The following is a 12,518-nucleotide window of genomic DNA, read 5'->3' on the forward strand; positions in this document are numbered from 1 at the left end:
GCCCATTAGATTAGCCTTGCCTAAGTTTGACTGCGACGAGAGGGGGTCGGGTGCGCCCGGCGGTGACCATGGACCAGGCGGCCGAAGAGGCGGCCGAGTCCGCGAGAGGACCGGCGTGGGCGCGTCCCGCGGTGCTGGCCACCGGGCTCGTCGTCGCCCTGGCGGTGCTGGCCCTGATGGCGATGGCCAGCGTGGCGCTCGGCGCTCGGTCCGTGCCATTCGCCACGGTGATCGACGCCTTCCTGGCGCCGGACGGCTCCAACGACCACACGGTCATCCGGGAGCTGCGCGTGCCGCGTACGCTGCTCGGGCTGGGGGTGGGCGCCACGCTGGGCCTCGCCGGCGCGCTGATGCAGAGTCTGACCCGCAACCCCCTCGCCGACCCGGGGCTGCTGGGCATCAACGAGGGGGCGGCGCTGGGCGTCACGCTGGCGCTGGGCCTGTTCGGGCTCACCGATCCCGCGGTCTACGTGTGGTTCGCGTTCGGCGGGGCCGCGCTTGCCTCCGTGATCGTCTACGCGCTGGCCTCGGCGGGCCGCTCCGGCTCCAGCCCGGTACGTCTCACCCTCGCGGGCGTCGCGCTCGGCATGGTGGCCACGGCCATCGCCTCGGCGATCCTGCGGATGGACTCGCAGACCTTCGACCGGATGCGGTTCTGGCTGACCGGGTCGCTGGCCGGGCAGACGGCCGACACGCTGGTGCGGCTGGCGCCGTTCATGGTCGCGGGCCTGGTGCTGGGGCTGCTGCTGGCCAGGCCGCTCAACATGCTGGCGCTCGGCGACGACGCGGGCAAGGCGCTGGGCGTGGCCGTGGGCCGTACCAGGGCACTCACCGGAGTGGCGGTCACGTTGCTCTGCGGGGCGGCCACCGCCGCGGCCGGGCCGCTGTGGTTCGTGGGGCTGATCGTGCCGCATGCCGTGCGCGCGCTGGTGGGGCCCGACCAGCGGTGGGTGTTGCCGTACTCGGCGGTGGCCGCGCCGGTGCTGCTGCTGGGGGCCGACGTGGTGGGCCGGCTCATCGCCCGGCCGGGAGAGGTGCAGGTGGGCATCGTGTGGGCGGTGATCGGCGCGCCGATCTTCATCATGCTGGCCAGGCGGAAGCGGGTGGCGGCGCTGTGAACGTGCGTGTCGGCCCTTATTCCGTACGGCTGGCGCCCCGCGCCCTGCTCGTCACCGCCGCCCTCCTCCTGGTCGGCTGCGTGGTGGCGGTGGCGGCGATCTCGACGGGCGAGTTCACCGTGCCCGTGCCCGACATCGTCGCCGCGCTCTTCGGCCAGGGCACGCCGGTCGCCGAGCTGATCGTGAGCAAGCTCCGTGCGCCCCGCGTGGTGACGGGGCTGCTGGTCGGCGCGGCGTTCGGGATGAGCGGTGCGATCTTCCAGAGCCTCACCAGGAATCCCCTGGGCAGCCCTGACTTCATCGGCTTCACCGCGGGCGCCTCGACGGGCGGCATCATCGCCGTGGTCGCGGGCGGCTCGGCCATGACGATCGCGGGCGGTGCGCTGGCCGGGTGCGTGATCACGGCCGTGCTCGTGTACGCGCTGGCCTTCCGCGGCGGCGTGCAGGGCTACCGGCTGGTCCTGGTCGGCATCGGGGCGAACGCACTGTTGCTGGCGGTCAACTCGTACCTGCTGACCAGGGCGAACATCAACGACGCGGCCACCGCGGGCGCGTGGCTCACCGGCAGCCTGAGCGGGCGCGGCTGGGATCACGCGATCCCTGTCGCGTTCGCGCTGGCCGTGCTCGTGCCCGTGTGCCTGTATCTGGCGCGACCGATGCGGATGATCGAGATGGGAGATGACGCGGCCAAGGCCATGGGCATCAGGGTCGAGCCGGTCCGCGCGGTGGCCATCACGGCCGGTGTGCTGCTGTCCGGCGTGGCCACCGCCGCCGCAGGCCCCGTCATCTTCGTCGCGCTCGCCGCGCCCCAGCTCGCCCGCCGGCTCACCCGCTCCCCCGGAGTCACGATGGGCGCGTCCGCGCTGATGGGCGCCGTGCTGCTGACCGGCGCCGACCTGGCGGCACAGCGGCTGCTCGCCCCCACCCAGTTGCCCGTCGGCGTGCTGACCGCCGCCATCGGCGGCACGTACCTCGCCCTGCTCCTGCGAAAGGACCGTCACTGATGCCCGATGCACGTCTGTCCGGCACCGGCCTGACCCTCGCCTACGACCAGCGTGTCGTGGCCACGGACCTGAGCGTGGCGATCCCCGACGAGTCGTTCACGGTGATCATCGGCCCGAACGCGTGCGGCAAGTCCACCCTGCTGCGGGCCCTGGCCAGGATGCTCAAGCCCAAGGCCGGCGCCGTGCACCTGGACGGGAGCGTCATCACGTCGCTGCCGTCGAAGGAGGTGGCGCGGCGGCTCGGCCTGCTGCCGCAGAGCTCGATCGTGCCGGACGGGATCACCGTGGCGGACCTGGTGGCCCGGGGCCGGTATCCGCATCAGCGGCTCATGCGGCAGTGGTCACGAGCCGACGAGGCGGCCGTGAGCGAGGCCATGCGGGCCACCGACGTGGCGGAACTGGCCGACCGGATCGTGGACGAGCTGTCCGGCGGGCAGCGGCAGCGGGTGTGGCTGGCCATGGCGCTGGCGCAGGAGACGCCGATCCTGCTGCTGGACGAGCCGACCACGTTCCTGGACATCTCCCATCAGATCGAGGTCCTTGATCTCTGTGCGGACCTGCACGAGGCGGGGCGGACCATGGTGGCGGTGCTGCACGACCTGAATCAGGCGTGCAGGTACGCCACCCACCTGATCGTGATGCGGGCCGGGACGATCGTGGCCGAGGGCGATCCCACCGAGATCGTCACCCCTGAGCTGGTGCACGAGGTTTTCGACCTGCGCTGCGAGATCATCCCTGACCCGCAGTCCGGCACCCCGCTCATCGTCCCGGAGGCTCGCCGCCGCGTGCCCGCCGCCTCCGCCTGACGACCGTCAGCCCGCGTTCGCCACGGCCAGGGCCAGGTCGGTGATGCCCTGCACCGCCCGGTCCTGGCCGTAGTCGTCTTTCAGCACGCCTGCCGCCTCGGCGCCCACGGCGGCCATCAACGCATGCGCCAGGACGTCGGCGTCGGCGCCGGGGCGGGACTCCGCCAGCAGGATGGCGACGTGCCGGTGCCAGAACCGGTAGGCGCCGATGCGGTAACGCGCGCCCGGGCTGGCGGTCTCCGACATGCGGACCAGGTCCAGGTGGTCGAAGAGATAGCGCAGGTATGCGGTGACGAAGGCGGCGAGCCGCTCCCGGGCGGGCGCGCCGGGGCCGAGCGGCGGCGGGCCCGACAGGATGCGCTGCTGCAGGTCGCGTTCGCGGTCGTCCAGGAGTGCCACGGCCAGCCCTGACTTGTCGCCGAACCTGCGGAAAAGCGTGCCCTTGCCCACTCCCGCCGCCGCGGCGATCGCGTCCATGGACACCGCCTCCACGCCCTTCTCCGCGAAGAGCGCCGCCGCGGCGGCGAGCACCTTCTCCCTGTTGCGTGCCGCGTCCGCGCGTTCCTTGGGCGGCCGGGCACGCAACAGTTCCAGCGGCATGCTTGACGAACCGGACTGTGGTCCGGTAATTTTCGAGCCATCCACAAATCGGACTGTAGTCCACTTTCCTTGGAGGACACAATGAACGTCATCACCCGTGACGAGCTGAAGACCGCCCTGGGCACCGTGACGGTGGTCGACACGCTGGGCGGCGACTACTACGCCCAGCAGCACCTGCCGGGCGCCATCCCCCTGGTCGAGAGCGAGGTCGCCGAGCGTGCCGCCGCGCTGCTGCCCGACAAGGACGCCCCCATCGTCACGTACTGCACCAACCCGTCCTGCCCCAATAGCAAGGCCGTGGCAGCCCGGCTGAGCGCGCTCGGCTACACCGACGTCCGCAGATACGTCGAGGGCATCGAGGACTGGGTTCAGGCCGGCCTGCCGGTCGAGTCCGCATAGCTCAAGAACCCGGCCGCTCCACGCCGCACTGCTCAAAGTGCTCCGCAGCGGCGCACCGCGAGCAGTGCCAGTGCCCGCGTGACCGCGTGCAGCTCGGTCAGCCTGACCTGCTCTCTGGGGGCGTGCGCGTATCGGACGTCCCCGGGGCCGTAGTGCAGGGTCGGGATGCCGCCCGCCGTGTAGAGCCGCAGATCGCTCCCGTACGGCGCGGCCGACTCGGCGGGCTCTGCGCCGGTCGTGCCGGCGACCGCCCGGCGCACCTCGCCGAGCAGCTCATGTCCGGCGGGCAGCCGCCCGCTGGCGAACTGGCCGCCCGGCCACGTCACCACCGGCGGGTTGGCCCGCAGCCAGGGATGCGCGACCTCCGCCACCACCTGCTCGAACGCCGCCCGCGCCGCCGCCGGGTCCTCATCGAGGCGCACGCCCAGGCGGCCCTCGGCGATCAGCAGGTCGGGGACCGTGCTGGCCCAGTCCCCCGCCCGCACGGTGCCGATCTCGATCGGGTACGGCATCACGTTGCCCTGGAACAGGCCAGGGACGTCCCGATTGCGCTCGGCCTCCAGGCGCCTGATCGCCTCGAACACCGGCCAGAACACCTCGATCGCATTGACGCCCTCGTACCGGGTGGCGCCGTGCGCGGCCCGCCCGGCGATCTCCAGCCGGAACGTCAGCGCACCCGCGTTCGCCGTGATGATCGCGCCACTGGTGGGCTCGGTGATGACCGCGGCCTCGGCCGTGTGGCCCCTGGCCAGAGTGGCGAACGCGCCGAGCCCGCCGTCCTCTTCGCTGATCACGCAGTGCACGGCCAGCGGTCTGGCCAGCCGCACCCCGGCCCGCGCGATCGCCCTGGCCACGGCCAGGTTGGCGACGAGCCCTGCCTTCATGTCGCAGGCGCCTCTGCCGTGCAGCACGTCGCTGGCGATCCTGGCGGCGAACGGGTCGCTGCCCTCCCATTTGGCCAGGTCGCCGGTCGGGACGACGTCCACGTGACCCTGGAGCGCCAGCGCGGGCGGGCCCTCGCCGGCGGTCACGGCCGCGACGCCGTACCCCTCGGTCCTCGGGGCCTCCGTGCCGGGGAAGCCGGGGCGGCCGGTCAGGTCGGCGAGGTCGAGCTTCCATACGTCCACGTCCATGCCCGCCTCGGTGAGGAGGCGGGCGAAGCGGTGTTGCAGCTCGGACTCGGCGTCGGTGCCGGTGACACTGGGCACCCTGACGGTCTCCGCCAGCGGGTGACGGTCTCGGCCTCGTCGATGGCGTTCAGTACCCGGGCCTCCACGTCGCGCATGGAGCACACCCTAACGGCGTGAACCCGTAGTGGGACATGTGGCGATACAGAGCGTGCGGACATGGGTGAGCTGGATTGCGGTGGTTCCCTTCGCCTTGTGGGCGGCGGTGCGGTTGAGCGGGTTCGAGCCGGACTGGCCGTGGGTGCCGGTGGTGGCGTTCACGCCGTACGCGACGGTGGCGGCTGTGGCGGGCGGGCTGCTGGCGTGGGCGCTGCGGCGGCGGGCGGCGGGCACCGTCGCGCTCGTGGCGGTGCTGGCGCTGGTGCCGGCCGTGCTGCCCCGGGCGTTGTCCGACGGCAATCCGGACGCGAAGGGGCCGATGCTACGGGTACTGGCGGCCAACCTGCTGGTGGGCCAGGCCGACACGGCCCAGCTGATGGAGCTGGTCGGCCGGCTGCGACCGGACGTGCTGGCCTTGCAGGAGTTCACGCCGGCCGCCATGGAGCGGTTGGACGAGGCGGGGGTGCGCAAGGTGCTCCCGCACGCCGTCACCCACCCCCTGCCGGGCGTCGGCGGGTCGGCCGTGTACGCCCGGCACTCGCTCGAAGCCGGAAAGCTCATCATAGAGGGCGGGTTCGGGCAGGCCAGAGCCTGGATGAAGCATCCCGGCGGGGCGCGGATCGAGATCGTGTCGGTGCACCCGTGCGCGCCCAAACGGTACGGTCGGCAGCCGTGCTGGCAGGCGGGGCTCGAAGCGCTGCCACGCGGGGGCGACGCGCTGCGGGTGCTGGCGGGCGACTTCAACGCCACGCTCGACCACCTGCCGATGCGCGACCTGCTGGCGGCCGGCTATCGGGACGCGGCCGACGTCATGGGGAAGGGCTTCGTGGCGACCTGGCCGCAGAACGGCCCGTTGGTGCAGTCACCGGGGGTGACGATCGACCACGTGCTGGCCGACTCCCGGATAGCGGTGCGCGCGTTCGAGGTGCTGTCGCTGCGGCGTACCGACCACCGGCCGGTCTTCGCCGAGCTCAGGCTGCCGTGATCGCGAGGTCAGCGACGCGGTAGTGCGTGGCGGCCGGAAGGTGCTGAGGCGTACCGGAAGTTGGCAGGTACCGTGACTCATAGACTTGAGCCGTGGAACAGCCCAAGTTCGAGATTCAGATGCTGCACGACCGGGTCATGATCAAGCTGGAGCAGGAGGCAGAGGAGCGACGCAGCGGCTCCGGCATCGTCATTCCCGCGACGGTCAAGCTGGCCAACCGGCTGTCCTGGGGCGAGGTGTGCGGCGTGGGCACGAACGTGCGCTCGGTCAAGGTGGGCGACAAGGTGCTGTTCAACCCGGAGGAGCAGTTCGAGGTGGAGGTCCACGCGCAGGTCTACCTGGTGATGCGGGAGCGCGACCTGCACGCCGTGGCCACGCAGGAGACCGACCACGGGACCGGGCTCTACCTATGACCCGCGGGTGAAGGAGAGCCACAACTCCGCGGCCCACGTCTTGGCGGGGACGTTCGCGAGCACGCGCGTCACCTTCCCGCTCAGGTCCACGACCGACAGGCGGTAGGCGCCCCGGTTCGGCATGACCGCGATGACATGGCTCTCGTCCCACCAGCCGAACACCGCCTCTGGCCGTACGTCTACCCGCTGCGCGATCTTGCCGGCGATGGGGTCGACCAGGCAGAGCTGCTCCTTGAAGCGCGACGGGCACCAGGTGGTCAGGCGTTTGCCGGACGGCGAGAACGAGTCCTCAGGGCCGGTCGGCAGGCCGACGCCGTTCAGCGTGCGCATGATGGCGCCGTCGGACGGCCGGTAGAGGCGCAGGCCGGTGCCGTGCCGGGAGACGAGATTGCCGTCGGGGCTCCACCAGAAGCCCGCGCTCGCGCTCAGGCCGTTGATCCGTACCGTGCGGGCGGTCTTCGCGGTCACGTCGACGACCGTGAAGCCGAGCACCCGCCACTTGCCGCTCACCTTCTGCTCGACGGTGAGCGCGACCTTCTTGCCGTCGCGGGACCAGGAGGCGTAGGAGGCGGTCAGCGGCTTCTTGACCGTGCGGATCCTGGTCGAGTCGCCGGTGGTGCGGTCGGTGACGACGAGGGCGTCGTAGCCGGAGCGGTACGTGGCCGGCACGCCTGCCGCCAGCCGGCCGCCGGGTGCGACGGACACCTCGGTGAGGTTCTTCTCCCAGGCGAAGGCGGATCCGGCGGCGGAGCGCAGGTACGTGCGCTTGGTGCCGAGGCCGAACGCGGTGAGCTGGACGGGATCGCCGGTATTTTCGCGATATTTCATGCCGCCCGTGCCGGGTAACGCGAGGTCCACCGGAGCGGCGGAGACGGTCAAGGACAGCGCGAGGGCAAATTCGACGATCACGCCCGCAGAATAGGCAGGCATCCGCCCGATTCCGGGCGGCCATAACGACCGGGTCTAGATGTAGCGCTGCGCGATCTCGATGACGTCGAAGCCCAGCGTGAGCAGGCCGAAGTAGACGATCACGGCGGCCGCGGCCAGGGTGACGACGAGCACGATGATGCGGACGGTCCAGCCCTGCCTCTTATACCACTCCGTCCAGGCGTGCAGCGTGGCCTTGCCGAACTCCAGCAGCTTGTGCGCCCAGTGGAACTCCGTCGCCAGCACCGCCAGGCCGCCGAACACCACGAGCCACCCGGGCCCGGGGAACGGCACCATGACGAGACCGCCCACCACCATGACGGTTCCGATCACGCCGATCACGATCTTCAGCGTGAGCGCGCCCGTACGGGTGGCTCTGATGCCGTCGAGCCAGCCATGGATGCCGTGGCGGCGTCCGGGCATGCTGGAATCCTCGGCGGCCTCCCCCTTGATGACGTCGGCGTCGCCGGTGTCGGAGTTCTGAATCGGCACAATGCCCCCCGGCAGTCGGTGTGCCCCCAAGGATACGACCCCGTCCGTGTCCTCAACTTGCAGATGACTAGCAAATCACCAAACTTCCCGTAACGTAAAATTTCCGGCGCCCGCCCTCATGAGCTGCCACTATTCGGCAAATATCGGTTAATGTCTGCTATGCCCGAGGTTTTGCTTCGTACCGTCACCGGTCCCGTACGCGCGGCCGCCGTCAACGGCACCGTCCTCCCCCACGAGCACCTGCGCACCGACATGCGCTGGGCGGTCGGCGTCGACTCCGACCCGTACCGCTGGCTCGACGAGGAGGCGACCGTCGCCGGCGAGTTCCGCGAACTGCGCAAGTCCGGCGACCTGGGTCTGGTGGTGGATCTGACCAGCCTGGGCATGGGCCGCGACGCGGCCACACTGGCCCGCGTGGCGGCGAGCAGCCGAGTGCCGGTGATCGCCTCGACGGGCCTGTTCGCCGAGCCGTTCACGGACGTGCGCGACGAGGACGTGGACGAGCTCACCAGGCAGCTGATGTACGAGATCTCCAGCGGCTTGGACGGCACGGGGGTGTTCCCCGGCGTGATCGGCGAAGTCGGCAGCTGGGGTCCCGAGCCCACGCCGCGCGAGGAACGCTGCCTGATCGCCGCCGCCCGCGCCGCGCTCCAGTCCCGCCTGCCCGTCGCCACCCACGGCACGAACGCCCTAGCCCTGCTGGAGATCCTGCTCGGCCAGAACCTGCCCGGCTCCCGGATCGCCGTCGGCTACGCGGGCAGCGACCTGGGCGCCGCACGCAAGATCGCCGAAGAGGGCGCGTACGTGAGCCTGGGCGTCCTCGGCCTCGGCGCCGACCAGGCCGCCAGGATCGCGCTCGCCCTCATCGAGGACGGCCACGCCGAACGCCTGCTGATCAGCACCGGCTTGAGCCGAGTCGCGCAGCTGCGCAAATACGACGGGCCCGGGTACGCCCACCTGTTCCACGAGCTGCTGCCCCGCCTGCGCGAGGCGGGCACGGGCGAGGACACGATCCGCCTGCTCACCCACGACAACCCGCTGCGGTGGCTGACCTCCGGCTCGGCTTGACCTCAACGGCGCTTGAGGTTGCACGCTTGCCGTATGACCTTCACGCGAGAAGAGCTGGATTACCTGGCCACGCAGCGGCTCGGCCGTTTGGCGACCGTCTCCCCCGACGGCCAGGTCCAGAACAGCCCCACCGGCTTCTTCGTCGACCCCGATGCGGGCACGATCGACATCGGCGGGCACGACCTGGGCAACTCCAAGAAGTTCAGGAACATCCAGGCGGGCAGCACGGTGGCGTTCGTGGTGGACGATCTCGCCTCGGTGAATCCGTGGACGGTGCGGGGCGTCGAGATCCGGGGCACGGCGGAGGCGCTGACGGATCAAGAGCCGCCGTTCCACGGCTTTTCGGGGGAGATCATCAGGATCAAGCCCAACAAGATCATCTCTTGGGGTCTGGGCACGCCGATATCGAACCGGAGAGTGTGAAACTCGCTAGGATCGGGGCTACGACGAGCCTTGGCCGGGTGGGGGATGGAGACGCAGCACACGCCTAGGGGCGGCCGCCTGCGCAGGCCGCTCGCGGCTCTGTCACGCCTGACCCGGCTGGGCGACGTTCCGGTCGTGGTCATGCTCGCGTGGGCGGGCTGGCTGGCCGTCCCCTGGTCGTTCAGCGGACTCGCCCAGGCCCGCGCGGCCGCAGCCGCGGCGGCCGCGGACACTGAACCGCCCCCGGTGCACGCCACTCAGGCGGCCTGGGCCGACATCGAACCGTCCCGCGCGCACGCCACTCAGGCGGCCTGGGCCAACATCGAACCGTCCCGCGCGCACGCGGCCCAGGCGGCCTGGGCGTTGCCTGCCGCACCGGTGAGGCCGGTGCTCCCCGCCGTCCAGGAGGACGCGGTGGCGCTGGAGCGGGCCAGGATCGCCGGAGAGGTCCACGACGCCGCGGGGCACGGGCTGGCGGCCATCGCGCTGCAGGCCGGGCTCGCGCTCGTCACCCTCGACGACGATCCCGAGCAGGCGCGGGCCTCGCTGCAGGCCATCAGGGAGACCAGCATGACGGCGCTCGCCGGGTTACGGGCCGCGCTCGACGGCATCGACCCGCCCGATGGCGACCTGACGAGCCTGATCGACGGGGTGCGGGCCGCGGGCCTGCCGGTGGACGTCGAGCCCGCGCACCCCGCCGTGCCCGCCTGTCTCCAGAACACCGTCTACCGGGTGGTGCGCGAGTCCCTCACCAACGTGCTGCGCCACGCGGGCCCGACCAGCGCGCTGGTGCGGGTGGCGAACGACCCGTGCGAGTTCGTGCTCGAGGTGACCGACCGTGGCGTCGGCTGGACGGGCGCGGCCGAGGGACGGGGGCTCTCGGGGATGCGGACCCGGGTCGCCGAGGCAGGCGGCCACTTCACCGCCGGACCACGTGAGGGCGGCGGCTTCCAGGTGATCGCCCGCTTCCCGCAGGTCTCGGCGTGACGGCACACCACCCGGACATTCGGGTGGCCATTGCCGACGACCAGGCGGTCGTGCGGATGGGGCTGCGGGCGCTGCTGGATCGGGAGCCCGGCATGGAGTGCGTCGGCGAGGCGGCCGACGGTGCGGCGGCGCTGGCGCTGATGCGGCGGGCCCGCCCCGATGTGCTCCTGCTCGACATCCGCATGCCCGGCATGGACGGCCTGGCCACCCTCCGGGCGATTGCCGCGGACCCGGACCTGCGGGGCACACGCATCGTGGTGGTGACCACGTTCGCCGTCGACGAGTACGTCTTCGCCGCTCTCCAGGCCGGAGCCAGCGGCTTCGTGCTCAAGGACAGCGCCCCCGACGAGCTGGCCAACGCGGTCCGCGTGGTCGCCGCCGGGGACGCCCTGCTGTCACCGGCGATCACCAGGAAGGTGATCGGCCTGTTCGACCGGCACGGGACGGAGCCGGTCGAGGGCATCGAGACCCTCACGCCCCGGGAGCGGGAGATGGTGGCGTGGGTGGCCACCGGCAGGTCGAACGAGGAGATCGCCAAGGAGCTGGTGATCAGCCCCGACACCGTGCGGACCCACGTCAGCCGCGCCATGGTGAAGCTGCGCGCCAGGGATCGGGCACAGCTCGTGGTGTTCGCCATGCGGGCCGGCCTCGCCGGCCCTCCATAGCCGCCTGCCTACCTCAGGAAACCCTCGTAGTTGCGCTGCTGGAGCTGCGCCTCGATCTGCTTGACGGTGTCGAGCCCGACCCCGACCATGATCAGCACGCTGGTCCCGCCGAACGGGAAGTTCTGCTGGGTTCCGGGGTCCTTCAGAATCGCGAACGCCACCAGCGGCAACAATGCCAGCACCCCCAAGTACGCCGCCCCCGGCGCGGTCAGCCGGGACAGCACGTACGCCAGATACCGGGCCGTGGACCGCCCCGGCCGGATGCCGGGCACGAATCCGCCGAAGCGCCGCATGTTGTCGGCCACCTCCTCGGGATTGAAGGTGATCGACACGTAGAAGTAGGCGAAGGCCACGATCAGCAGCACGTACACGGCCATGTAGAGCGGGTGCGTGCCCGACGTCAGGTTCCGCGCCACCCACGCGCCCGCCTCGTCCCCGAGCAGCGGCGCCGCGAGCGTCGGCAGGTACAGCAGCGACGTGGTGAAGATGACCGGCACGATGCCCGCCTGATTCACCTTGAGCGGGATGTACGTGCTGCTCCCGCCGTACATGCGCCGCCCCACCATGCGCTTGGCGTACTGCACCGGCACCCGCCGCTGCGCCTGCTCCACGAACACCACAGCGGCCACCAGGAACAGCCCCGCCACCGTCATCACCACGGCGCCGACCGGCGTCAGCACGAAGATCTTCGACATATAGCTCGGGAAGACGGCCACGACCTGCGTGAACATGAGCAGCGACATGCCGTTCCCGATCCCCCGGTCGGTGATCAGCTCGCCCAGCCACATGACCACGCAGGCCCCCGCCACCATGGTCAGCACGATCACGGCCGAGGACAGCAGTCCGTCGTCCCGCAGCAGCGGCCGGGCGCACCCGGGCAGCAGCTGCCCAGCACGGGCCAGCGCGACGACGGTGCCGGCGTTCATGAGGGCGAGCGCGACGGTCAGGTAGCGCGTGTACTGGGTGATCTTCGCCTGACCCCGCTGCCCCTCCTTCCTGAGCGTCTCCAGGCGCGGCACCAGGACGGCGAACAACTGCATGACGATGCTGGCGGTGATGTACGGCATCACGCCGAGCGCGAACACCGACAGCTGCAGCATCGCGCCCCCGCTGAGCATCTGCGCCAGATCGAAGAGCCCGCCGCTTGCCGTCCCCACGCATTCCCGCACCGCCACCACGTCCACCCCCGGCGACGGCATGACCTGCCCCAGCCGGAACAGCGCGATGAGCGCGAGTGTGAACAGCAGCTTCTTCCGCAGGTCCGGCACCCGGAACGCCCTGGTCAATACGGTCAACACGGTCAGCATGGGCACCGAGTCTGACTGGTGCGCCCTCGGAGGTCGTC

At 71.2% G+C, this 12,518-nt stretch carries 15 protein-coding genes; 10 read left to right on the forward strand and 5 right to left on the reverse strand.

Annotation, left to right across the window (positions count from 1 at the left end; genetic code table 11):
* Positions 1 to 68 precede the first annotated feature (68 nt).
* The 3 genes from ACTWPT_RS37170 to ACTWPT_RS37180 are packed head-to-tail and all read left to right on the forward strand — an operon-like array spanning position 69 to position 2,928.
* Positions 69 to 1,118 (forward strand): FecCD family ABC transporter permease, encoded by a 1,050-nt coding sequence (locus ACTWPT_RS37170; protein WP_443182323.1) that lies wholly within the window; start codon positions 69 to 71, stop codon positions 1,116 to 1,118.
* Positions 1,115 to 2,122, forward strand: coding sequence for a FecCD family ABC transporter permease (locus tag ACTWPT_RS37175; protein WP_443182202.1), 1,008 nt, complete (start codon positions 1,115 to 1,117; stop codon positions 2,120 to 2,122). Before ACTWPT_RS37170 ends, ACTWPT_RS37175 begins: the two co-directional genes overlap by 4 nt.
* Positions 2,122 to 2,928, forward strand: a complete 807-nt coding sequence (locus tag ACTWPT_RS37180) for an ABC transporter ATP-binding protein (protein WP_443182203.1) — start codon at positions 2,122 to 2,124, stop codon at positions 2,926 to 2,928. The genes ACTWPT_RS37175 and ACTWPT_RS37180 overlap by 1 nt, the downstream gene beginning before the upstream one ends.
* 6 nt (positions 2,929 to 2,934) lie before the next feature.
* Here the strand turns inward: ACTWPT_RS37180 and ACTWPT_RS37185 are convergent, their stop codons facing one another.
* On the reverse strand, positions 2,935 to 3,528 hold the full coding sequence (locus tag ACTWPT_RS37185) for a TetR/AcrR family transcriptional regulator (protein WP_443182204.1): 594 nt from the start codon (positions 3,526 to 3,528) through the stop codon (positions 2,935 to 2,937).
* Between the two features lie 81 nt (positions 3,529 to 3,609).
* Between ACTWPT_RS37185 and ACTWPT_RS37190 the strand changes: the two genes are divergently transcribed.
* Positions 3,610 to 3,927, forward strand: coding sequence for a rhodanese-like domain-containing protein (locus tag ACTWPT_RS37190; RefSeq protein WP_443182205.1), 318 nt, complete (start codon positions 3,610 to 3,612; stop codon positions 3,925 to 3,927).
* 32 nt (positions 3,928 to 3,959) lie between these two features.
* On the opposite strand, the gene ACTWPT_RS37195 is transcribed toward ACTWPT_RS37190, so the two are convergent.
* A complete protein-coding gene (locus ACTWPT_RS37195) occupies positions 3,960 to 5,135 on the reverse strand; it encodes an ArgE/DapE family deacylase (RefSeq protein WP_443182206.1) in 1,176 nt (391 codons plus the stop codon).
* Positions 5,136 to 5,277: 142 nt separating this feature from the next.
* On the opposite strand from ACTWPT_RS37195, the gene ACTWPT_RS37200 reads away from it, so the two are divergent.
* Both ACTWPT_RS37200 and ACTWPT_RS37205 read left to right on the forward strand, forming a co-directional pair.
* Positions 5,278 to 6,198 carry an endonuclease/exonuclease/phosphatase family protein gene (locus ACTWPT_RS37200; RefSeq protein WP_443182207.1) on the forward strand — a complete coding sequence of 307 codons (921 nt, stop codon included), beginning with the start codon at positions 5,278 to 5,280 and terminating at the stop codon, positions 6,196 to 6,198.
* Positions 6,199 to 6,290: 92 nt separating this feature from the next.
* Positions 6,291 to 6,611 (forward strand): GroES family chaperonin, encoded by a 321-nt coding sequence (locus ACTWPT_RS37205; RefSeq protein WP_443182208.1) that lies wholly within the window; start codon positions 6,291 to 6,293, stop codon positions 6,609 to 6,611.
* Here ACTWPT_RS37205 and ACTWPT_RS37210 read toward each other — a convergent pair.
* Complete coding sequence (locus ACTWPT_RS37210) at positions 6,606 to 7,520, reverse strand: TolB family protein (RefSeq protein WP_443182209.1); 915 nt, start codon at positions 7,518 to 7,520, stop codon at positions 6,606 to 6,608. The genes ACTWPT_RS37205 and ACTWPT_RS37210 overlap by 6 nt on opposite strands.
* Before the next feature lie 54 nt (positions 7,521 to 7,574).
* Positions 7,575 to 8,030, reverse strand: a complete 456-nt coding sequence (locus ACTWPT_RS37215; protein WP_443182210.1) for a TIGR02611 family protein — start codon at positions 8,028 to 8,030, stop codon at positions 7,575 to 7,577.
* A gap of 159 nt (positions 8,031 to 8,189) precedes the next feature.
* Between ACTWPT_RS37215 and ACTWPT_RS37220 the strand changes: the two genes are divergently transcribed.
* From ACTWPT_RS37220 to ACTWPT_RS37235, 4 genes are read left to right on the forward strand one after another with little or no spacing between them, the layout of a single operon-like run.
* A complete protein-coding gene (locus tag ACTWPT_RS37220; RefSeq protein WP_443182211.1) occupies positions 8,190 to 9,098 on the forward strand; it encodes a phosphotriesterase family protein in 909 nt (302 codons plus the stop codon).
* 33 nt (positions 9,099 to 9,131) lie between these two features.
* The gene (locus ACTWPT_RS37225; RefSeq protein ID WP_443182212.1) at positions 9,132 to 9,521 is read left to right on the forward strand and encodes a PPOX class F420-dependent oxidoreductase; all 390 of its coding nucleotides are present in this window, start codon (positions 9,132 to 9,134) and stop codon (positions 9,519 to 9,521) included.
* Between the two features lie 45 nt (positions 9,522 to 9,566).
* A complete protein-coding gene (locus ACTWPT_RS37230; RefSeq protein WP_443182213.1) occupies positions 9,567 to 10,508 on the forward strand; it encodes a sensor histidine kinase in 942 nt (313 codons plus the stop codon).
* Complete coding sequence (locus ACTWPT_RS37235) at positions 10,505 to 11,173, forward strand: response regulator (protein WP_443182214.1); 669 nt, start codon at positions 10,505 to 10,507, stop codon at positions 11,171 to 11,173. Before ACTWPT_RS37230 ends, ACTWPT_RS37235 begins: the two co-directional genes overlap by 4 nt.
* A gap of 8 nt (positions 11,174 to 11,181) precedes the next feature.
* On the opposite strand, the gene secY is transcribed toward ACTWPT_RS37235, so the two are convergent.
* Positions 11,182 to 12,471 carry a preprotein translocase subunit SecY gene (secY, locus tag ACTWPT_RS37240; protein ID WP_443182324.1) on the reverse strand — a complete coding sequence of 430 codons (1,290 nt, stop codon included), beginning with the start codon at positions 12,469 to 12,471 and terminating at the stop codon, positions 11,182 to 11,184.
* Positions 12,472 to 12,518 lie beyond the last annotated feature (47 nt).

The organism is Nonomuraea sp. 3N208 (assembly GCF_052245935.1).
Lineage (GTDB): Bacteria > Actinomycetota > Actinomycetes > Streptosporangiales > Streptosporangiaceae > Nonomuraea.